Raw genomic sequence first — 20926 nt, 5'->3', positions numbered from 1 at the left:
TATTTAAACATGAAAAAAATATACGCTACTATAGGACTATTTTTAGCAACATTATTGAGTGCACAAGTTCCGCAAGCTTTTAGTTATCAGACAATCGCATTCAATGCAACAGGAGCTCCGATTGCAAACGGCAATATTGCTTTGAAAATAAGCATTTTGGAAAACTCTGCTACCGGAACAGTTTTATATACAGAAACTCATACAAAAACAACCAACTCGAAAGGTTTGGTCAATCTAAATATCGGACAGGGAACGCCTACAACTGGAAGCTTTGGAGCGATCAACTGGGGAACAAACACAAAATTTGTAAAAGTGGAAATGGATCCTGCAGGTGGAAGCAATTATACTAATGTAGGAGTGAATCAATTGATGAGTGTACCTTATTCTCAAATTAGTAAAACTGTTGTGACAGGAGCTGGACAAGGAATTACTCTCACTTCTCCAAATGGAACACCTTATACTTTGGGTGTAAATGATGCGGGAACTTTAAGTTTGCCTACAAGCTCTAGTTCAAATTCAGCCATTCCTGCAAACTTGTATTTTTACGGGTCATACAATAATTTTAATACAACCTCTGCAGAACTATTAAGGAATTATAACGGAAGTGAAAAAATAGGTTACAAATATTTGCCGGCAAATACGCAGTTTAAATTTGTTGCTGCACAAAATACTTCTGCACAGGTGTATGGATCAACCAGTCAAAATACATTAGTTGCCAATGGAACTAACTTCAATATTTCTTCTAATGGTTTTTACAGAATCAATGTTCTTAATTTTGGAACCTCTGTTAATGTTTATATGGGAAATATTAGTCCATCAATTGTTTTGATCTCTAATAGTAACATACCAACAACACCTCAAGCCTCTGCTATAACTTATAACACTGCTACTAATAAATTCTCTGTCAATATAACAGGTGCAGCTTCTACTAATTTCTCTGGCTTTTACATAAAATTACCTAGTGCTGGAAGTAATTCTTACGAGGAAATTTTAGGTGACAATTTAAATGATGCCAATTTTGATGTAAATGGTGCAAATATTATGATTCCTAACCTGACAACAACTCCTAAAAACTTCAAAGTTGAGTTCAATATTAACTTTGATGCGACAGGAACTTATACAATTACACAAATATAAATTTAAAGAGGCAAAAGCCTCTTTTTTTATGCAAAGACTCCAAATAAAACAATGATATTTACTAAATTTGTGAAACTAAAACTTAAATAATAAATAACAGTATAATGTCAGAAAAATCAAAAATCTATTACACTCTTACAGATGAGGCTCCCATGTTGGCAACACATTCGTTTTTACCTATCGTAAAAGCGTTTACAAAACCGGCAAATATTGAGATCGCAGTTCCGGATATTTCTTTGGCAGGAAGAATTTTAGCCAACTTCCCTGAGTTTCTGAAAGATGACCAGAAAACTGATGACGCTTTAGCTCAATTGGGTGAACTTGCCACACAACCTGATGCGAACATTATCAAATTACCTAATATATCGGCTTCTGCTCCTCAGTTAGATGCTGCTATTGCTGAATTGCAATCTAAAGGTTTTGCCGTTCCCAATTATCCTGCTGAACCGAAAAATGATGATGAAAAAGCGATCAAGGCTAAGTATGCCAAAGTATTGGGAAGTGCTGTAAATCCAGTGTTAAGAGAAGGGAATTCTGACAGACGTGCTCCAAAAGCCGTTAAAAACTACGCAAAAGCAAATCCTCACAGAATGGGAGACTGGGCTTCTGACAGTAAAACTGATGTTGCTCATATGAACACCGGAGATTTCTACGGAACAGAAACTTCGACGACTCTTGACAATGCTACAAAATATAAAATCGTTTTTAAAGGAAATGACGGTGAAGAAACTTTATTAAAAGATTTCGCAGGTCTGCAGGCAGGTGAAGTAATTGATTCTTCCGTAATGAATTTAAATTCTCTGAAATCTTTCGTACAGGAAGCAATCGAAGAAGCTAAAAACAAAAATGTACTTCTTTCTGCTCACCTGAAAGCTACGATGATGAAAATCTCTGACCCCATCGTATTCGGTGCGATCGTTGAGACTTTCTTTAAAGATGTTTTCACAAAATATGCTGAAGTTTTCAATTCTTTAGATGTAAATCCAAATAACGGTCTTGCAGATCTTTTTGATAAAATCAAAGGAAATGCTCAGGAAGCTGATATCAAAGCAGATATTGAAACTGCTTTGGCAAACGGACCAAGAGTGGCCATGGTAAATTCTGACAAAGGAATTACCAACTTCCACGTTCCTTCTGACATCATTGTCGACGCATCGATGGCTGCTTTGGTAAGAGGCGGCGGAAAAATGTGGAACAAAGAAGGAAAAGAAGAAGACACTGTATGTATCATTCCGGATCGTTCTTATGCAGGTTTTTATCAGGCTGTGATTGACGATATGAGAACCAATGGAAAACTGGATCCTACCACTATGGGTTCTGTTCCCAATGTAGGTCTGATGGCTCAGAAAGCTGAAGAATACGGATCTCACGACAAAACTTTCCAGGCTGCCGCTGAAGGGACCATTGAAGTTCAGGATGAAGCAGGAAGCGTTCTTCTTTCTCAAAAAGTTGAAAAAGGAGATATTTTCAGAATGTGTCAGACCAAAGACGCCCCTATTCAGGACTGGGTAAAATTAGCCGTTAACAGAGCAAGACTTTCTGATACGCCTGCCATTTTCTGGTTAGATCAGGGAAGAGCACACGACAGGGAAATGATCAAAAAAGTTGAAAAATACTTAGCTGATCATGATACCAACGGACTTGATATCAAAATTCTTGATGTGAAAGACGCGATGACCGAAACACTGAAAAGAGCAAGAGAAGGAAAAGATACCATTTCTGTTTCAGGAAATGTTTTAAGAGATTATTTAACAGACCTTTTCCCAATTCTTGAGCTTGGAACTTCTGCTAAAATGCTTTCAATCGTTCCTTTGATGAACGGTGGCGGTTTATTTGAAACAGGTGCGGGAGGTTCTGCTCCGAAACACGTTGAACAGTTCCTGGAAGAAGGTTATTTAAGATGGGATTCTTTAGGTGAATTCTTAGCCTTACAGGCTTCTTTGGAACATTTGGCACAGACTCAGGGGAATACAAAATCTCAGGTTCTGGCTGATGCACTTGATGAAGCAAATGCTAAATTTTTAGCTACCGATAAATCTCCTGCAAGAAAAGTAGGACAGATCGACAACAGAGGTTCTCACTTCTATCTGGCAATGTACTGGGCTGAAGCTTTGGCAAACCAAACAGCTGATGCTGAATTGGCAGAACAATTTGGCCCGGTTGCAGAAGCAATGCAGGAAAACGAAGAAGTAATTAATTCTGAATTGATCGGTGCTCAGGGAAAACCACAGAATATTGACGGTTATTACAAATCAGATACGTATAAAACATACGAAGCGATGAGGCCAAGCACTGTTTTAAATGAAATTATTGACGGAATTTAATTTCCTGACTACTTATTATAAATGAAAAGCTCCTTTTTTGAGGAGCTTTTTTTGATTTGTAATCAGGCATACAAAAAATATTTTTCCGATTTTAACCAAATATATAAATTGAAAACGGGTTTCGGTCCGTTTATTTCTTCAGGTAAGTATTGATACTTGATAAAATACGGTTGTCCTATTTCCCCTTGGTTGACGAATTACTGATAGAAGTTACTTCATAAAAACCTCAGGTATCCATTCATAGCCGGCAGATTTCTTTTTTGTAAAACCCAGTCCAGGCCATGGCAAATGATAGGCGAAAGCCTTTGTTTTTGTTTCAGCCAACTGCTGAAGGAGTTTCTTACGGGACTGTACGGCAACATCAAGATCTGTATCCCCAAAATATCCCCACTCCGGGTGTGGAAAAAGAATAATGTCAGAATGAATCAGATCTGCAATATACATCAGTTTTTCATTTCCTGATGTAATCTTCATTACAGTCAAACCGGGAGTGTGCCCGGGAGCCAGTTCGAAAGTGAAATGATCATACAGCGTTGTATTGAAGTCATAAAAATTCAGTTTTGGCTGTATGGATTTCAAAACATTCTGAATCGAAGGAATGATCTGATTAAGCATCTCCGGCAGAGCCTTCAATATACTGTTACTGAAATCTTTTAATGTAGCATTCATCCAAAAATCGTGTTCTTTTTTTGAAATAAAAATATTGGCGTTGGGAAAGACTGCCTTATTTTCTTTATCGATGACTCCGCCGATATGATCCGGATGGGCATGAGAGATAAAAATATCTGTAATATCCTTGGGAAAAAAGCCGGCTTTCTCCATGCTTTTCAGTAAAAACCCTGTGATATGATCTGCAAAAATTCCCATTCCCGAATCCAGTAAGATCAATTTATTTTTCGTCTTGACGAGAAGAATATTCATTGCCAGATCAATGTACTCATCAGAACGGAAGTTATCTTTCAGAATATTTTTCAGCTCAGAAATATTTCCTCTTGGCGCAAACTGATCTAAATTTTTCTCGTGAAGATATCCGTCTGTGAGAATAAAAAGATCAAGCTCACCTAATTTTACTTTTTTAAATCCTGAAAGATCGTTCTCAAGTTTTAATTCTTTCTTTGCCGTATTTGCAAACGCATTGGAAAACGGAACAATACTTAGAGTTCCTGCCAACAGCCCGTTTTTTAAAAGTTCTCTCCGGTTCATATTAAATATGTGCTTTTCTTAATTTGGTAATGCTTAAAATAATCAGACCTAAGATCCCCAGGATAAAATATCCTTCTGCAACTTCAAGCTGAATTTCAGGTTTGATGACAGCGACAATTCCGTAACTGATGGCTGATGTAATAATGAACGCTACTCCACCGGTCAAACCTCCTGCAACACCTGCTGAATCCGGAAACCGTCCGATACAGTAGGCGAAATAATTATTAAATATAAAACCTGCAGTGACGTGAATGACAAATGCAAAAGCAACCAGGCTGTAAACAGTATTCAGAAAGTATGAGCAGAAAATCATTAAACCAATCAAAAAGATCTGAATAAAATTAGCATAGCGGATCTTGGGAAGGAATGCTTTCTTTATTAAAGCTTTACCTAAGAAGCCACCGGTCATCCATGCAAAACCTAAGATTAATGAGACATAGCCTGCAATTACTTCAGAATAACCCATTTTGTGCTCGATAATAAATGCTCCGCACAGGTTAAAGAAAATCACCACCGCATAACTTACCCCACACATCAGCATACCGTAGAAGAAATCTTTGGTTCTGAACATGGTATCATATTCTTTAAGCATTGCATTCAGGTAAAAAGGTTTTTTAAGCTTTAAAGTTTCCCCGGAAAACAGCAACTCCAGAATCAGTAAAATCAGGCTGTAACCTGCCAAAACATAGAAATTGGACTGCCAGCCAAACAGTTTCTGCAGATATCCGCCGATGAAAGGTGCAATGATAGGTCCTACAGACCAGACAATTGTCATGATGCTCAGGTAATGTTTACGCTTTTCACCTTCATATACATCTACAAAAAATGCCCGTTTTGAGACGACTGCAAATCCGGACAGGATACCCTGTAATACACGCATAGCATAAATAACAAAAATATCTTTCGTTAGTGCTGTGATCAGAAAGCTGACTACAAACAGTGCCAGGGAAATCGCAGAAACCCTGAACCTGCCAAATGAATCAACAACACTTCCTGCAAAAAACTGGGTCACTCCGTAACTGATTAAAAATATAGAAAGTGTGAGCTGAATGCTGCTCTCGGGCTGATGAAGTTCTGTTGCCATACCTGGCATTGAAGGCAGATAGATATCTGTGGCAAGGCCGGACATCGGAATCACTGCAAACGCCAATATTGTAGCAATGAATTTATTTTTTTCTTTGAGCGTTTTCATTCAGAATAAAATACTAGGTTCAGTGGATAAAAGGAGTAACAAAAGTCGGTGTTTTTTGTCGAAAAAACGTATAAATACTCAGATTGAAATATTGAAAAAAGCTATGGTAATAAATGATTACTATCAATTTAATTATTTATTTGAATCAAATCAAAATGATTTGCTTAATAACTTGAGACCTATCTTTTTATCCAGGCTAAAGTTAACAGAGTCTATTCTCAGCTGACTCCTTAATTTAAACGATTATAAATTACCTCATCTTGAGCTTAAAAAATCCTTCATCAAAAATTTAATTTGTAATTTTAAGATAGAGTTTTATCTCATAAAATCAGAAATCATGGAAAATGTAAAGTTTAAAATATCACCTTATCAGGATGAATTACAGATGTTTCTGAATGATGAAAAAGTAGGTTACATGTCGATTGCCGTTGATGGAAGGCTTTTGAATGTGCACTACACAAAAATTGATGAGAATCTTGAAGGACACGGATACGCAAAATTACTTCTGGACGAACTTGTACGATTTGCAGAAGAGAAAGACCTGATGATTGATCCGGAGTGTGATTTTGTCAGGAAACAGCTGGAAAACCATCCTAAAAGATACAGAGGAATCTGGCACGACTAGTTAATCTTTCCACCACTCCTGAAATTGAATCTCATTTTTATTCAGATCCAGGACTTCACCGATTCTGGGAGTGAGAACAGACAGTTGTTTTTCTTTTCCTAAAGCCGTAAGTTTCTGCAAAGGCTCGTTCCACGGATGTAGTGCCAAAGCAAATTTGCCTGAATGTACGGGAATAATATTTCTTGCCTGAATATCGAGACTTGCCTGTACTACATCATCCGGTAAGGCATGAATATATTTCCATGCTGCATTGTACTGCCCGTTTTCTAAAATGGCAAAATCAAAAGGTCCATACTGATCACCGATCATCTTAAAATGAGTGTCATAACCGCTGTCACCGCCGAGGAAAAGTTTTTTTGTTGGAGTTTTCAGTACATATGAGGTCCACAGGGTATTGTTCCTGTGGAATTTTCTGCCTGAGAAATGCCTTGCGGGAGTAAAAGTGATTCTGATATCGTTTTTGAGTTCAAGAGTGGTTCCCCATTCTTCTTCCAACAGCTGATTCTCACTGTAGCCCCAGCGTTCAAAGTGAGCACCTACGCCCAAGGGCATGATCACTTTATCTACTTTTGACTGTATAGCCATGACGGTAGGATAATCCAGATGGTCATAGTGGTCATGCGTAATAACCAGGTAATCAAGATGAGGAATATCCTCAGGCTTAAACACATCGGAACCCTGAAAAGCTTTATTAAAAAATTTAAAAGGAGAACCGTAACTGCTCAAAACCGGATCTATTAAAAACGAAACCCCATTGGTCTGAATGAAATATGATGAATGTCCCATCCAGATAAAGACATCCTGATCTTTCGGAATACTTTTTAAATCAGTATGAACGGCAGGTATGCGGTGATGCGGTTTTATCAACGGATCTTTTTTGGCAAAGAGAAAATCATACATCACTTTCGGCATGCTGTATCCCTCTGCAAGCGAAGGAGTGAGACTGAGGTTCTGAAACTGCCTGTTTTTATAATGTTCTGACATGAGCATTCTTTCAAGACGTTTTCCTTTTGGTTCTGCTCCAAAAACTTTTTGGGAGGTTACGGCAACTGTTAATGCGGCGATCAGTACCATGATGATGATTAAATAGATCATTTTTTATAATAATATAAGCTTCAAATGTATAACTTTCCGCACGTAATACCGTGCCCGGATTCTATTATGACGGATCAGAATAAATTTTACTTTTTTTTGAGATAATGATCTGAAACTTTTTAAATTTAATCTTCGAAAAACTGAAAAAAAAATTGAAAAACTTTTTAATACTGCTCTTCGCTGCATTTCTTAGTTCCTGCACATCTATTAAAAGGGATAACCAACATACAAAGTCGACGGTTTCTCCTGAAAAGCTGCACGAGGATATTGATTTTGCCTACGGGAAACTTCAGGAAATGCACCCAAAACTAAACTTGTATATCTCTAAGGAAAAACTTGATTTCAAGTTTGACAGCCTCAAAAAAACAATCAGCCGTCCTCTTACGCCGGTACAGTTTTATTTTAAGATCCAGCCGGTCATCTCAAAAATAAAGGAAGGACATTTATCGTTAAAGATCCCTGCAAAAAAATTCAGCAGAAAGGAAATTAAAATTCTAAAAAATAAAAAAGGCCTTTTCGGACGTTTTGAATATTATGTCTCGGACAATCGTTTATACATCACAGAAAATAAAGATTCTGTAGAACAAATAAAACCCGGAACTGAAATTCTCAGTATCAATGAAATCCCTGTTTCTGACTATCTGAAGAAATACCGTGACCTAATCAGCAGTGACGGTTATAATACAACTTTTCAGAACTACTATCTGAAAGATGTATTTTTTAATTTCTATGTTGCAGAGAAAGGAATCATGGACAGCGCAAAAGTAGAAACACTTTATGAGGGAGAAAGAAAAACCGTACATCTGAAAAGAGAATCCAAGAACAGACAGGACCTTGAAAAAGATAAAGCAGAGAAAAAGCGGACTGATGAAAAAAAGGTTAATGACTATGTAGCTTCGACAAGCTCATATAATAGAAATTTTAAATTTTCAGATAAGGACAGCACTGTTGCGTACATGAAAATCCAGAGTTTTTCAAGAACATTTTCTGACCGCTTTTACAGGGAATCTTTTGCAAAAATAAAAAAGGCAAAAAGTTCTTATCTGATAATCGATATCAGAAATAATTACGGCGGATCACTCTATGAAATCAATAATCTCTACTCCTATCTCGCCCGGGAACCTTTTGTCCTGATCAAACCCTCACAGCTGGCTTCAAAAGCTACCCCCTTAAAAACCAATTATTTCAGGAAATCAGGTCCTTTACAATTTACGGTTAAAAGCCTTCTTTATCCTGGATATTTTTTCTCACAGGCTTTCAGTTCCTATAAAGGAAAAGACGGAGCAGCCTATTATAAAATGAAGGAAAACAAATCTACCAGACCAAAGAAAGATGCATTTGCAGGTAAAGTGTATCTGCTCATCAACGGTGGGAGTTTTTCTGCTTCCTCTATCATTTCATCCAAATTAAAATATGACAAAAGGGTCGTCCTGGTCGGTGAGGAAACCGGTGGTGCCAATGACGGTACAGTAGCCGGATTTTATTCTTATCAGAAACTTCCCAATTCTAAAATAGATCTTCCCATCGGATTACTGCTTATTCAGCCGAATATTAATTTTACCGGTACTCAGCGGGGAGTGATTCCTGATGTCGAAGTTAAACAGACTATGCAGGATCTCCTTGAGCAAAAGGACGTGCAGCTTGATTGGATAAAAGCAGATATTGAAAAGGACAGGAGAAATAAGATGCAAAATTAGTATATGAAGATCATCATTAAAAGTTTTAAAGTAATAATGGCGATTCTGATCACCTGGTTTTTGATTCATACGGCATACATTATATCGGACGGCCTTATTGATAAAGGCTTTACAGCAGATATTGCCGTCATTTTGGGAAGCAAAGTGAATGAAGACGGAACATTATCAGCAAGACTCAAAAAACGCCTGGAAACAGGAATTGAGCTTTACAAAAGTCATCGGGTAAAAAAAATCCTTGTCAGCGGAGGATTGGGAAGAGAAGGATTTTACGAAGGTTCTGAAATGAAAAAGTTTCTGATCACAAAGGGAATTCCGGATTCGTTAATCCTGCTTGATAATAAAGGGAATAATACAAGATTAACCGTAGAGAATACTTTAAAATTACAGAAAAAATATGTTTTTAAAAGCATCATTACTGTTTCCCAATATTTCCATGTGACCCGAACTAAAAAGCTTTTCCGGGACAATGGTATCTCCAGTGTAAGCAGCGTAAGTCCTGCATATTTTGAATGGCGGGATATTTATTCTGTTATAAGAGAATTTCCGGCTTACTATCTCCAGTAATAAAAATGGCTACGGCAAAATTTCGAATGCCGTAACCGTTTCAGAAAATATCAACGCTATTTTTTAAGTTCAGTCAAAAGGCTTTCAATCTGCTTTACATATTTTCCGTAAAAAAATCCATACCAGTATTTTCCGAGCAGGAAAAGGCCAAATAGTCCGACAGCAAGCATAGAGATAATCGTTGTGGCAATATGCAGGTCACTTAACGGTATACGGTGTGGAATAAATTCTACGACAATAATCAGTTCACACACCAGGAATGGGACAAATGACAGCATAAATGAAAGGTAATACTGTTTGTTGAGATCAAACTGATACATCAGATCTTTCAGCGAGTCGTAGGTTTTCATTACCGGGCTGCTGATATCTTTATACAGTTTAAAAAACTTACTGAAGAAAAAAGATACAACGATGACCATTGAGAAAAGCAGTACTGTCAGGTAAAATTTAAATTTAAAGGGAGCTTCGGGAACAGGAATCCACACAATCGCAAAGCCAAAAAGCAAAACTCCTACTGTTGACCAGAATTCCATTCTCATATTTCTCCTGATTTTTTCAAGGGGAAGATTAATCTTATTATTCTGTTCAATGTTGATTTCCGGTGTTTTTTCTGAAATATCCTCGTTCCATGTGTTTTTTAAATCATCTATATTCATAATATTTGTTTTTCTGTATTGAAATTCCGCGTTTAGAATTAAGAGTTTAGTAAATCTTTATATTCTGTACCCGTTTCTACTTAGTGCTTAAAATATCTTTCAGCTTATTCTTGGCGCGATTCATCTTGACCCGAACATTTCCTTCAGAGATTCCCATCTGCTCAGCAATTTCTTTTCCGGAGAAATCTTCGAGATAATAGAAGATAAATGCTTTATCAATAGGATTCAGCTGACTGATTGCTTTGTACATGGATGAAAGTTGTTCCTCCTTTGTCTGATCATATTCATCCTGCACAATTTTAAAATCCGTAAAGTCCTCATTTCCTATAAAACTTCTTTTCTTTTCGGATTTTAAAAATATGATCGCAGTATTGAGAGCAATCCTGTACAGCCAGGTGGAAAATTCACTTTCTCCCCTGAACCCCTTGTACGCTTTCCAGACCTGATAGGTTATTTCCTGAAAAAGATCCTCACGGTCATCTTTGTCATCCATGTACATCTTGGAAATCTTGAAAACGATTCCTTTATGTTTTTCGATTTTATGTAAAAATTCCTTTTCTGATGAGGTCATGGTTTTCGGCTCTATGGAGTTAGTAGTATTTAGAAATAAATGTTACAGTTTTTATCTTTAAACATTAATTTATTTTTGTGAACCGGCACTGTGTTTTCTTTTTCAAAGATTTTTTAAAAAAATAAGCTTACCTTCTTTACTGTAAAGTAATGATTTAAGTGCGGAAAACTTTTAATAAATACAGGAATTATGCTATTGTTTATTGCTCAGAATACTCCTTCTTTACTGCGCTCATCTCTCTTTCTGCTCTGTGAGGTATAATTCCAGCAAGCGAGATTTCGAAAAAAACAGATACCACATCTTTGACGAATTTCATTTTTATGGCTCACAATTTGTTTAAAAAAAATCACATATTAATATTAAAAATTCGATATTATGCCTTACATCACTAAAGAAAATGAAAAAAACTATCAGGTTTATTACGAAGATTTCGGTACAGGACAGCCGATCATTTTAATTCACGGCTGGCCGTTAAGCGGAAAGTCATGGGAAGCACAGGTTCCGGTTCTTTTAGACTTAGGTTACCGTGTGATTTCTTACGACAGAAGAGGTTTTGGTAAATCATCTCCTACAGCAGAAGGATATGACTATGATACATTAACTGCTGATCTTCACGAACTGATTTCCCAACTTGACCTTAAAAATGTGATCCTTTTCGGATTTTCAATGGGTGGCGGAGAAGTTGTCCGTTATCTGACCAATTACGGATCAGAAAATGTTGATAAGATTGCCTTAATTTCTTCAATCATTCCTTTGGTAAAACAAAAAGATGACAATCCGGATGGTGTGCCTCAGGAAGACCTGAACGAGATCATGGAAAACCTGAAAAAAGACAGGGTTACTTTTCTGGAAACATTCCACAAAAACTTCTATAATTACGGCTTACTTTCTCAGACTGTCAGCCAGGCACAACTGGATTATGACTGGAGCATTGCATCATGTGCTTCTCCTATTGCAACGATCAAATGTGCTGAAAGCTGGGCTAATACAGATTTTCGTCCTGAATTAGGAAATGTCAAGGTAAAAACACTGATTGTACACGGTGATGATGATAAAGTTGTTCCGATCGAAACAGCCGGGAAACAGGCTGCACAGGGCATCGCCGATAACGATTTTATTGTGATTGAAGGTGCTCCTCATGGATTGAATGTAACCCACGCAGATAAATTAAATCATGTTTTAGTTCAGTTTTTAACGGCTAACTAATCTATTACAGATAAATTAAAACGGGCTGTCAAGTAGTTGACAGCCCGTTTTGTATTCAATACCTTTTTAATTCCGGATATGATTACGGATAAACTGACTACAATATCCATTCACCGGCCTAATTTAGATTTGAAAATTCCTCTTACATTGAATGATATGATTTAATTTAAAGCATTATTAATATTATTACCAATGCAACAAAAAACACATCCCGGACGCAGTATAAAACTGTTCAGGGAAATGCCCGGCATTAAACAGGAATCCTCAACTTCTGATTTGAGAACAGACCGGAACCGGAATAGATTATCAGTACCTGAAAAAGAAGAAATTATTGACGATTCATTAATAGAGGAAAAAACGGAAGAGTCAGAAATTCCTGCAGAATCTTTCAGCAACTTTAATGAAAAGCCTGCGATTAATATTGTCTCAAATACCTTTACCAGTAAAGATTCGTCTACCCTGCACGCTGTGAACGTAAAATGTACTTTTTATCCTATTGATCAGATTATCCGAATGCATGATGAAACCTCTTCACTCTACGAACGGCTGTTGAAAGAAAAAGATGATCTCCTTCGAAAATCAGATCAGTCCGAAGTCAGTAAAGAATGATTTTCGAAGCTGAATTTTTATATGAATTAAACCAGTTAAAGATAGATTACACTGAGAAACCTGTTTTAAAACAGGTTTTTATCTTTATGTCACTTATTTTTCATTAATTATCAAACGTAAAATCTACCTTAAAGTACTGTTTACCGTTTTCTCCGATATAGACATCCTGCGATTTGTGAAGATCATAATTATTAACTTTAGCTTTGAAAATATCAAAGTTTTTTCCATCGATCATCAGGCTTTTTGCAGGATCAAATGAGGAAAATTTATTCTCAATCGTCTTTCCTGAACTGATCATAAAGTAGTGGGTCACATTTTTTTCGGAAGCAAAATTTTTTTCCTTATATCCTATATAATTTTTCACCACATACAGTCTTTCGTATTCTTTTTCGGGGAAAATAACTTTTTCATCCTGATCAATCACATATTCTTTGGTATCATTCTTCACGATAATATAGTATTTTGACGTGCCGGGATTCCAGGTAACATTTCGATATTCCTTTTCTCCATTACTGATGAGAAAGGTTGTTGTTCTTGGCAGAAATACTGCTGTTGGCATACATTTTCCGTTCATGTTCTCCGAACAGATTGTATAATATGTACTGTTTGCAGCTACCACCTGGTATGCTCCTTTTTTACTATATTTTTTTTTAAACATTTCCAGGACTTTTTCATTGTTAAAATGATCAGAATACTGATCTGAACCGGATGTTGTTACAGGACCATAAGAGTTAGGTATGTTATCTAACTTTCTTTTCTTTACCAATTGGTAATTTTTAGAATAATAGTGCAGTTCATTTTCTGAAAAATAAACAGTGTATCCATCTGCATTTTCAGTAACAGGTGCAATAGAAATAAAAGGAATAACTGTTTTCAGATCTTTATTCAGCAACCCATATTTTCCGTCTTTTTTAATCGGATAACCATTGGTTTCGGAAGAGAAAAAACGGGTGTCATCGTATACCGGTTCCAATACAACTTTTCCTTCGGTGTCACAGAGTCCGTATTTTCCGTTATTATTATAAGGAATCAAATTCTGGGCTTGAAGAGCAAAGCCCAACAGAACCGTAAAACAGCTGACAGAAAATTTCATGATTTTAATTTTGGCGTTGTATAAAAGTAATCTATTTTCGGAAGATCGACAAAATAATTTAATACTACAGGCTTTAAGCTGCTGCTTTAGATATATCGGAAGCCTAAATCATCTATATACCTCAACCTGTTCTTAATCAGATTTGGATTTTTACATCTTATTTATTTATCTTTAATACTTAATAATCTGCTTTACTTTAAGCATTAAAAATAATCACAAATGGAACAAAAAATACATCAGGGACGCAATCTCAAAAGATTCAGAGAAATGCTTGGCATCAAGCAGGAGGCTCTTGCTTATGATCTCGGTGAAGACTGGAATCAAAAGAAGGTTTCTCTCCTTGAGCAGAAGGACACGATCGAAGAACCTTTATTGAGAAGGTTATCAGAAGTATTAAAAATTCCTGTTGAGGCTTTTCAGAATTTTAATGAAGAGCTGGCGGTGAGTTTTATTTTAAACACTTCTACGAACAGCGACAATGCAGTAGGGATATCGTACAATTACTATCCGACATTCAATCCTATTGATAAATTAGTACAGCTGTATGATGAAAAAATTGCTCTGTATGAGCGTTTGCTGAAAGAAAAAGATGATCTTATTCTCAGATTTGAACAGTTTGCGCATAATAAATAGATTTATCTGATTTTATCAGATTAATTACACTCATCAATATACCATCTTTCTGCTCTGCAAAATTATCTCCTTCATCGAAGGAGATTTATTTTAAAATCTACTTGTAGGATTGGTAAAATCTGATGGTGGATTATTTTTGAGAAATTTGAACCTCATTTTTGTCATGATTTTATTTATATTTGAAAAATGATGAGAGGCAAAACGCTCAATTTAATAATCCAATAATAAACTTACCCATTCAAAAATACATGATCCCATGAAAGAGGAAAATTTAAACAAACTGAATTCTTTGTTTTCCAATTTAAGAACGGAAGAACAGAAGCTGAAGGAGAGTCAGGAAAAGAAGAAAAGTGAAGAAGATCTGTTTATTGAAGGTTTTAAAACACTGTGTAAAAACCTGATTGATCCCAAAATGCAGGAGTTCAGAAAAATGCTGAGACAAAACGGATACGGCTGTAAAATTTCCATGAACGAAGAAAGTAAAAACGGAACGGGAATCAACGCCCAGACCAACATCAAACTCCAGATTGCAAGAAATGTAGATTCTAATTTTTATACCAACAATAAGTTTCCGCATATCATGTTCACTGCCGACAAAAACTATAAAAAAATCGGGATCCATCTTGACACCATTTTTCAGAACGGAACGGGAACCACAGCGATGAAAGAACAGACTTATACTCTGGAGACCCTTGATGAAGAAAGTATAGAAAAGGAAATCGTAGAGTCTGTTGAAAAGATATTGATGAATACATAAAATGATAAAAACCTGCTGCAGAGCAGGTTTTTATCATTGATCAGATTTCAGATCAGTAGCAATCTAAAACAGATAATCCGTACTCAAAAAGTTTGAATCATGATCTCTTACGATCGTATTCAGAAGGTTTTTATTGGATTCCGTTGACTTCGCGGCAACCAAAGACCTGATTGAGAAAGAACGGAGCGCATCAAATACAGACAGCGTACCTTCCGCAGAGTCTTTTCTTCCTGTAAAAGGAAAAACATCAGGACCCCGCTGTGCCTGGCAGTTGATATTCACACGGCTCACGAGATTGACAAAAGGATCGATCAGTTTTGAAACTTCCAGGGCATCTTCACTGAAAATGCTCACCTGCATTCCATGAGATGCATTGACCTGGTACTCTATCGGCTCCTCAATCGTTTCAAACGGCACCACGGGAATAATCGGACCGAACTGCTCTTCATGATACAGCTTCATCTCACTGTTCACCGGATAAACAACAGCAGGGAAAACAAATGATTCTTCATTATAACCGCCGTTTTCATTCAGAACTTCTGCACCTTTAGACAGCGCGTCTTCAATACATTCTTTAAGATAGGAAGGTTTATTTACTTCAGGAAGCGGTGTGATCTTCACCTCTTTTTCCCATGGCAGACCGGGTTTTAATTCAGAAACTGCTTTGTTTAGTTTAGCTGTAAATTCTTCTGCAACGTCTTTCTGTACAAAAATCAATTTCAGGGCGGTACATCTTTGCCCGTTAAAAGAGAGTGCTCCGAGAATAATTTCGCTTACTGCAATATCGAGATTGGCATTTTTGGTTACAATAGCAGCATTTTTAGCATCTAAACTCAAAATAGCTCTCAGCCTGTTGACTTTCGGGTGCAGTTTCTTCAATCCGTTAGCTACTTTACTGGAACCGATAAATGCAAGGACATTCACTTTTCCGCTTTCCATAATCGGAGTGATAATTTCTGAACCTTTACCGTATAAAGTATTGACCGTTCCTTTAGGAAAAGCTTCCTTAAATGCATTCAGAAGAGGATAATGTGCCAGGACTCCATGTTTGGGAAGTTTGAAGATGATGGTATTCCCCATGATCAGAGCAGGAATCAGGGTTGTGAAAATTTCGTTCAGAGGATAATTAAACGGCCCCATACTCAAAACTACGCCCAGAGGAGCTCTTCTGATCTGTGCGATCGTTCCTTCTGCCTGCTGGAAACGGGAAGACTCACGATCAAGATCTTTTAATGCGTCAATGGTCTGGTTGATATAGTCTACGGTACGGTCGAATTCTTTGGTAGAATCAGGCAGCGTTTTTCCGATTTCCCACATCAGTAACCTGATGATCAGGTCACGTTCCTTGATCATGAGATAGACAAACTTCTGCATACATTTGATACGGCCTTCGACAGACATGGTCGGCCACTCGCCGAGACCATTATCATAAGCTTTTACCGAAGCATCCAGAACATCCATTGCTTCTGCCCGTCCGATATTGGGAATACTTCCCAAAAGTTTTCTTTCCAGACCGTTTTTGGTACGGATGCACACCGGAGAATAAATTTCGGTGACTTCTCCGCTCCACTCTACAAGTTCGCCGTTTAATAGATAAACCCGCTGATGAATTTCCTGAACCTGATATTCTTCGGGTATTTCGCTTTCATTTTTAAAAATTTCCCTAAATGATTCTGTATTTGCTGAACTCATAAATTTTACTTTAATTAATAATTTGAATTTGAAGTTTAAAAGAATAAAGTTAGAGCTAAAGATTGAATTCCGGAACAGCGGTTTCATTGATTTGCTCTATTTAAAAGCTTTTTGAATAAAATTTAATACAGAAGTTAACGCATCAACCGGAAGAATTGCTCGCGTTCTGTTATATCATGAAGTCTGTTAATACTTCATTAGGATGAGAACATAGACGGTGCTTAAAAATTTTCAAATAATAATCGGAGAGACAAAGAGAAAAAGAATAATTTTGTTTAAATAAAATTTATGTTCTCAAAATTATTTTTCAGTGCAGCAGTGTGTTTTTCCATATTTTCTTTCGCTCAAAATTCTAAGTCATCAAATACTGTTTTGATGGGCGGAAAACCGGTCCATACGTATGCGAAATTGCCGTCAGTAAATAAGCAGGCTCCAAAATTCACCCTTACAGATGTTACGATGAAGGATCAGACTCTGGATTCATACAAAGGAAAGTATGTTATTCTGAATATTTTCCCGAGTGTTGACACCGGTGTCTGTTCGGCCTCCGTACATCATTTCAACGAAGATGCTGCCAACATCCCCAATACGGTTGTTCTCTGTATTTCAAAAGATTTACCTTTTGCCCAAAAGAGATTCTGCGGTGCAGAAGGCATAAAAAATGTGGTCATGCTTTCTGACTTCCGTTCTGATTTCGGGAGAACCTATGGAGTGGAACTCACAGACTCTGTCATGAAAGGACTTTTAAGCAGAGCAGTTGTTGTCATCGATCCTTCCGGGAAGATTGTCTATGAAGAGCAGGTGGATGATATTTCACATGAACCCAATTATGAAGCTGCAATCAAGGCAGTGAAGAATTGAGTTTTTCTTTTCTAAATTATTATAAACCTTTGATCTCATCGAAGGTTTTTTCATTTTCACGGCATTGTTAATGGTTTAGAAACTATAACAAGAATTAGAAAATATGACCTCTATTTAAGTAATAAAAAAATTCTCTTTCTAAAAATAAAAACCATTAATCCTGAAAACAATAAAGCAAAAATAGAAACTGTCGTTTCGATTAAATGAGTTCTTCGGACTGGTTTCGTTTGGTATTTAAATTCTTTTATGACCTTTCTTTCTATATTAAAAATTGTTTCAGAAGAGGTCAAATTCATTCTTTCACTTAAAATTTCATCCTTAAAGCCATAGTTTTCCGCAAGCTTATAATTTTCCATAGCTTCATCTTTATCGTCAGCGAGGTAAGACACATTCGCTAAATCAAAAAGGAGCTGAGCTATAATTTTATCTTTTTGCTTTACAAATGAAATCCTTTCATTAAGTTGATAATAGAGTTGATCTCTTAAGGCATCCAACTGTTTTTTTGTCAGATCAGATTTGGGAAACTTATCAGTTCCAAAATCCTTTCCTATTAAAAATTGAGACGTAATATATCTTTCGCCATATATCTTAGCTTTTAAAATATTAATATGGATCCACTCGGAATGAAAATGTGAGTTATGATTAATTTTCACCGCTTTTTCAATCCATTTTAGAGCTTCTTGATTGCTTCCTATTAATTCATAAGCTGTTCCGATATTGGAAGCTGTAGAATATCTGCCAGGTACAATACTTTCAATTTTTTTATACAAATCGATTGCTTCGCCATACTTTCCTAATATAATCAAAACAAAACCCTGATCTGAAAGATAATCCAAATCTTGAGTTTCATCATATCCGTCCTTCAGCGATACTAAAATTTTATTCAAAGATTCTTTATCTCTAAAAGAATGTCCATATGGGACATATCCTTCATAATCTTCATACAGGATAATGCCGTTAGCTAATTTTAGTGTTTCACCATTGAGGCAGGCATATAATCTCACTGATAAGAATAAAGCTAATACTAAACTTAAAATATTTTTCATTGTCAGCGAGTCTCGATTATCTCCCTATTTCAATTGATATAATAAAAAAACTTTGTCTTTAGATGTAAAAAAGTCCTTATTATTCTTGTAAAGATTTGTAGTTTTCTTCCGGATTCTGGAAGTTCTGGAGAATTCTGATAATTTTCAAAATATCGTTTTCAATGATATAGATAAGTGTATTGTGCTTAGTAACCAAAATTTTATGATACTCTGTATTTTCATATTTTTGAAAGGTTACATGACCTTTAGAAAGTATTTCTGTAATTTCATCCAGTTTTGTCAGAAAATCATCAAAAATCTGAACATTCCAATTTTCGAGAAGATATTCTTCAATACTCCTCAAATCCGAGAGTGATTCATCAGAGAATTTTATTTTCATTTTTGTACTTTTCTATACGTAATCTCATTTCTCCCATCACATCCCTGTAGTCGTGGACCCGTCCGTTTTTGAAATCTTCTTCAGAACGTTTCAGTGACTCAAGAATTTCTTCTTTTGTTTCATTGCGCCATTGTTTAGGTTCAATGGTTTTTGAAATGACCAGAAGTTCTTCAGGAGTAAATCTTTTTTCTTTTAATTTTTTAAAAAAAGTTGGTTTTTTAATTCCTGATTTTTCAATAATATAAGACATTTTGAAGGGAGAATTTTTCAGAATCTCATCAATACTGTTCTGAATTTCGATATATTTTTCTATTTCAGCTATCATAATTTTATATTTTTTGATATCAATATATGAGACAAATATAATAAAATTCTTAAAATGATCACCTGAGAAGATTTGGAATTATTTTTTTTAAACGCAACGAACGCAAAGTTTTGCCTATACGTTTGAAAGCATTTCCGTTAAAAAATGCACTCCGTTCAGCAACCACAGTATGCAGAATTGGCTGGGTGAATCGCATTTGCTATCAAAAAACAAAGCATATTTTAATAAAAACACAGCGGTTATTGCATTTAAAACTTTTCCGTAACTATAATCTACAAATGAAAATATCTCGGATCAGGATATTGAAATTCAAAATCCAAATCTTTAATTAATTTCTCAGGAGAAATTGTCCTTCCCACAGTCGTTCTTTCGCCGTCATAAGGCAGATCTCTTTGCGCATTGATCACTTCCTCTTTATTCGGATGAATTGGAGCTACAACATTGTACACTTTAGATTCAGACTGCTTATCCAGCATTTTTTCGATGACCGAACAGATATCTGCGTAATGAATATGATTCACCAACTGATCTAAATCTGAAATATTATAATTTTTTAAAAGCCTCTGATCTCCCATCAATCCCGCCAATCTCAGGATATTGGTTTGATGCAGCTGCTGCAGAATGAAACTTTCGCTTTCGACCTCAACAGCCGGCTGATCTTCTTCTATAAATTCTTTATCTGTTTGTGGATAAACTCCGGTTGAACTCGTAAAAAACACCTGTCCTTTATAATCTCCAATGAATCTTAAAAGGTTTTCACGTCTTTCCGTCATGGAGATCTTCGCCCCTCTGATCCCTGAGAACGGAACACTGATGATGATTGCATCCAGATCCGCAGCAACTTCCCATTGTTTCATATCTGAATTCAATTCATCAGCAAAGCTTATTAAAGTGGTATGATATCCTTTAGAATTCAGATCTTCTACTTTGGAAGATGTTGTGGTTGTTGCAAAAATTTCATATTGATCCGATACTCTTTCTGCGATGTGATTTCCAAGCCAGCCACAGCCGATGATTCCTAGTTTTTTCATATTTTATATTTTCCTTTTTTTGTTGGTTCGATTCAAATCCGTATTTCAAAAATATCATTTTATTTCCACAAAACTTATCATCGGTCGGGATCTCATCATGATTTTAAAGAATTGTGTAGAAAATTAGGGTTTAAATCCGCTAAAAATAACAAACGTTTTGATGATGTTTTCTGTTTATGCAAACAGCTTTGAGCAGAGTCTGTCATCCCGTAGGGATCTCAATAAAGCAT

21 protein-coding genes are annotated in these 20926 nt (G+C 36.2%); 10 read left to right on the top strand and 11 right to left on the bottom strand.

The annotated features are described in order from the left end of the window. Positions 1–9: 9 nt before the first annotated feature. Both AC2A07_RS05355 and AC2A07_RS05350 read left to right on the top strand, forming a co-directional pair. Positions 10–1137 (top strand): cadherin repeat domain-containing protein, encoded by a 1128-nt coding sequence (locus tag AC2A07_RS05355; RefSeq protein ID WP_484049557.1) that lies wholly within the window; start codon positions 10–12, stop codon positions 1135–1137. 104 nt (positions 1138–1241) lie between these two features. Then, positions 1242–3461, top strand: coding sequence for an NADP-dependent isocitrate dehydrogenase (locus AC2A07_RS05350; protein WP_484049556.1), 2220 nt, complete (start codon positions 1242–1244; stop codon positions 3459–3461). Positions 3462–3671: 210 nt separating this feature from the next. On the opposite strand, the gene AC2A07_RS05345 is transcribed toward AC2A07_RS05350, so the two are convergent. Continuing rightward, on the bottom strand, positions 3672–4664 hold the full coding sequence (locus AC2A07_RS05345; protein ID WP_484049555.1) for an MBL fold metallo-hydrolase: 993 nt from the start codon (positions 4662–4664) through the stop codon (positions 3672–3674). 1 nt (position 4665) lies between these two features. Then, entirely contained in the window at positions 4666–5856 is a 1191-nt protein-coding gene (locus AC2A07_RS05340) for an MFS transporter (RefSeq protein WP_484049554.1), read from the bottom strand. A gap of 337 nt (positions 5857–6193) precedes the next feature. On the opposite strand from AC2A07_RS05340, the gene AC2A07_RS05335 reads away from it, so the two are divergent. Beyond that, positions 6194–6481 carry a GNAT family N-acetyltransferase gene (locus AC2A07_RS05335; protein ID WP_314492455.1) on the top strand — a complete coding sequence of 96 codons (288 nt, stop codon included), beginning with the start codon at positions 6194–6196 and terminating at the stop codon, positions 6479–6481. Here the strand turns inward: AC2A07_RS05335 and AC2A07_RS05330 are convergent, their stop codons facing one another. Continuing rightward, entirely contained in the window at positions 6482–7576 is a 1095-nt protein-coding gene (locus AC2A07_RS05330) for an MBL fold metallo-hydrolase (RefSeq protein ID WP_484049553.1), read from the bottom strand. Positions 7577–7728: 152 nt separating this feature from the next. Between AC2A07_RS05330 and AC2A07_RS05325 the strand changes: the two genes are divergently transcribed. Both AC2A07_RS05325 and AC2A07_RS05320 read left to right on the top strand, forming a co-directional pair. Then, positions 7729–9273 carry a S41 family peptidase gene (locus AC2A07_RS05325; RefSeq protein ID WP_484049552.1) on the top strand — a complete coding sequence of 515 codons (1545 nt, stop codon included), beginning with the start codon at positions 7729–7731 and terminating at the stop codon, positions 9271–9273. A gap of 3 nt (positions 9274–9276) precedes the next feature. After that, positions 9277–9837 carry a YdcF family protein gene (locus AC2A07_RS05320; protein ID WP_484049551.1) on the top strand — a complete coding sequence of 187 codons (561 nt, stop codon included), beginning with the start codon at positions 9277–9279 and terminating at the stop codon, positions 9835–9837. A gap of 56 nt (positions 9838–9893) precedes the next feature. On the opposite strand, the gene AC2A07_RS05315 is transcribed toward AC2A07_RS05320, so the two are convergent. Beyond that, positions 9894–10493 (bottom strand): hypothetical protein, encoded by a 600-nt coding sequence (locus AC2A07_RS05315; RefSeq protein ID WP_484049550.1) that lies wholly within the window; start codon positions 10491–10493, stop codon positions 9894–9896. 76 nt (positions 10494–10569) lie between these two features. Beyond that, positions 10570–11064: an RNA polymerase sigma factor gene (locus tag AC2A07_RS05310; RefSeq protein ID WP_484049549.1), complete on the bottom strand. Its 495-nt coding sequence runs from the start codon at positions 11062–11064 to the stop codon at positions 10570–10572. A 375-nt stretch (positions 11065–11439) separates the two neighbouring features. On the opposite strand from AC2A07_RS05310, the gene AC2A07_RS05305 reads away from it, so the two are divergent. After that, positions 11440–12270 (top strand): alpha/beta fold hydrolase, encoded by an 831-nt coding sequence (locus tag AC2A07_RS05305; RefSeq protein ID WP_484049548.1) that lies wholly within the window; start codon positions 11440–11442, stop codon positions 12268–12270. A gap of 192 nt (positions 12271–12462) precedes the next feature. Continuing rightward, on the top strand, positions 12463–12879 hold the full coding sequence (locus AC2A07_RS05300; RefSeq protein WP_484049547.1) for an XRE family transcriptional regulator: 417 nt from the start codon (positions 12463–12465) through the stop codon (positions 12877–12879). Between the two features lie 103 nt (positions 12880–12982). On the opposite strand, the gene AC2A07_RS05295 is transcribed toward AC2A07_RS05300, so the two are convergent. After that, a complete protein-coding gene (locus tag AC2A07_RS05295) occupies positions 12983–13972 on the bottom strand; it encodes a WG repeat-containing protein (protein WP_484049546.1) in 990 nt (329 codons plus the stop codon). 219 nt (positions 13973–14191) lie between these two features. Between AC2A07_RS05295 and AC2A07_RS05290 the strand changes: the two genes are divergently transcribed. Both AC2A07_RS05290 and AC2A07_RS05285 read left to right on the top strand, forming a co-directional pair. After that, positions 14192–14605 (top strand): XRE family transcriptional regulator, encoded by a 414-nt coding sequence (locus AC2A07_RS05290; protein ID WP_484049545.1) that lies wholly within the window; start codon positions 14192–14194, stop codon positions 14603–14605. A gap of 256 nt (positions 14606–14861) precedes the next feature. Further along, positions 14862–15362: a hypothetical protein gene (locus AC2A07_RS05285; RefSeq protein ID WP_484049544.1), complete on the top strand. Its 501-nt coding sequence runs from the start codon at positions 14862–14864 to the stop codon at positions 15360–15362. A 63-nt stretch (positions 15363–15425) separates the two neighbouring features. Here the strand turns inward: AC2A07_RS05285 and AC2A07_RS05280 are convergent, their stop codons facing one another. Next, positions 15426–17054: an NADP-dependent glyceraldehyde-3-phosphate dehydrogenase gene (locus AC2A07_RS05280; protein WP_484049543.1), complete on the bottom strand. Its 1629-nt coding sequence runs from the start codon at positions 17052–17054 to the stop codon at positions 15426–15428. Positions 17055–17342: 288 nt separating this feature from the next. Here AC2A07_RS05280 and tpx point away from each other — a divergent pair, with 288 nt between their 5' ends. After that, complete coding sequence (gene tpx / locus AC2A07_RS05275; protein ID WP_314492421.1) at positions 17343–17915, top strand: thiol peroxidase; 573 nt, start codon at positions 17343–17345, stop codon at positions 17913–17915. A 110-nt stretch (positions 17916–18025) separates the two neighbouring features. Here tpx and AC2A07_RS05270 read toward each other — a convergent pair whose 3' ends face one another. From AC2A07_RS05270 to AC2A07_RS05255, 4 genes are all read right to left on the bottom strand, one after another. Then, on the bottom strand, positions 18026–18961 hold the full coding sequence (locus AC2A07_RS05270) for a tetratricopeptide repeat protein (RefSeq protein ID WP_484049542.1): 936 nt from the start codon (positions 18959–18961) through the stop codon (positions 18026–18028). 79 nt (positions 18962–19040) lie between these two features. Next, on the bottom strand, positions 19041–19340 hold the full coding sequence (locus tag AC2A07_RS05265) for a type II toxin-antitoxin system RelE/ParE family toxin (RefSeq protein ID WP_484049541.1): 300 nt from the start codon (positions 19338–19340) through the stop codon (positions 19041–19043). Next, complete coding sequence (locus tag AC2A07_RS05260; protein ID WP_314492414.1) at positions 19321–19665, bottom strand: hypothetical protein; 345 nt, start codon at positions 19663–19665, stop codon at positions 19321–19323. The genes AC2A07_RS05265 and AC2A07_RS05260 overlap by 20 nt, the downstream gene beginning before the upstream one ends. Positions 19666–19937: 272 nt before the next feature. Further along, complete coding sequence (locus AC2A07_RS05255) at positions 19938–20696, bottom strand: Rossmann-fold NAD(P)-binding domain-containing protein (protein WP_484049540.1); 759 nt, start codon at positions 20694–20696, stop codon at positions 19938–19940. Positions 20697–20926: the final 230 nt, after the last annotated feature.

The sequence above is a fragment of the Chryseobacterium sp. HNCC26DJ238 genome, assembly GCF_057180465.1.
The sequence above is the reverse complement of the archived record's forward strand: the minus strand, read 5'-3'. Positions and strand labels throughout refer to the sequence as shown.

Bases quoted from the DNA above. Each gene is read 5' to 3' on its own strand.
- tpx (WP_314492421.1), top strand. From the start codon at position 17,343: ATGTTCTCAAAATTATTTTTCAGTGCAGCAGTGTGTTTTTCCATATTT.
- AC2A07_RS05320 (WP_484049551.1), top strand. From the start codon at position 9,277: ATGAAGATCATCATTAAAAGTTTTAAAGTAATAATGGCGATTCTGATC.
- AC2A07_RS05285 (WP_484049544.1), top strand. From the start codon at position 14,862: ATGAAAGAGGAAAATTTAAACAAACTGAATTCTTTGTTTTCCAATTTA.
- AC2A07_RS05300 (WP_484049547.1), top strand. From the start codon at position 12,463: ATGCAACAAAAAACACATCCCGGACGCAGTATAAAACTGTTCAGGGAA.
- AC2A07_RS05290 (WP_484049545.1), top strand. From the start codon at position 14,192: ATGGAACAAAAAATACATCAGGGACGCAATCTCAAAAGATTCAGAGAA.
- AC2A07_RS05350 (WP_484049556.1), top strand. From the start codon at position 1,242: ATGTCAGAAAAATCAAAAATCTATTACACTCTTACAGATGAGGCTCCC.
- AC2A07_RS05315 (WP_484049550.1), bottom strand. From the start codon at position 10,493: ATGAATATAGATGATTTAAAAAACACATGGAACGAGGATATTTCAGAA.
- AC2A07_RS05340 (WP_484049554.1), bottom strand. From the start codon at position 5,856: ATGAAAACGCTCAAAGAAAAAAATAAATTCATTGCTACAATATTGGCG.
- AC2A07_RS05270 (WP_484049542.1), bottom strand. From the start codon at position 18,961: ATGAAAAATATTTTAAGTTTAGTATTAGCTTTATTCTTATCAGTGAGA.
- AC2A07_RS05260 (WP_314492414.1), bottom strand. From the start codon at position 19,665: ATGATAGCTGAAATAGAAAAATATATCGAAATTCAGAACAGTATTGAT.
- AC2A07_RS05330 (WP_484049553.1), bottom strand. From the start codon at position 7,576: ATGATCTATTTAATCATCATCATGGTACTGATCGCCGCATTAACAGTT.
- AC2A07_RS05295 (WP_484049546.1), bottom strand. From the start codon at position 13,972: ATGAAATTTTCTGTCAGCTGTTTTACGGTTCTGTTGGGCTTTGCTCTT.
- AC2A07_RS05305 (WP_484049548.1), top strand. From the start codon at position 11,440: ATGCCTTACATCACTAAAGAAAATGAAAAAAACTATCAGGTTTATTAC.
- AC2A07_RS05345 (WP_484049555.1), bottom strand. From the start codon at position 4,664: ATGAACCGGAGAGAACTTTTAAAAAACGGGCTGTTGGCAGGAACTCTA.
- AC2A07_RS05255 (WP_484049540.1), bottom strand. From the start codon at position 20,696: ATGAAAAAACTAGGAATCATCGGCTGTGGCTGGCTTGGAAATCACATC.
- AC2A07_RS05265 (WP_484049541.1), bottom strand. From the start codon at position 19,340: ATGAAAATAAAATTCTCTGATGAATCACTCTCGGATTTGAGGAGTATT.
- AC2A07_RS05355 (WP_484049557.1), top strand. From the start codon at position 10: ATGAAAAAAATATACGCTACTATAGGACTATTTTTAGCAACATTATTG.
- AC2A07_RS05280 (WP_484049543.1), bottom strand. From the start codon at position 17,054: ATGAGTTCAGCAAATACAGAATCATTTAGGGAAATTTTTAAAAATGAA.
- AC2A07_RS05310 (WP_484049549.1), bottom strand. From the start codon at position 11,064: ATGACCTCATCAGAAAAGGAATTTTTACATAAAATCGAAAAACATAAA.
- AC2A07_RS05335 (WP_314492455.1), top strand. From the start codon at position 6,194: ATGGAAAATGTAAAGTTTAAAATATCACCTTATCAGGATGAATTACAG.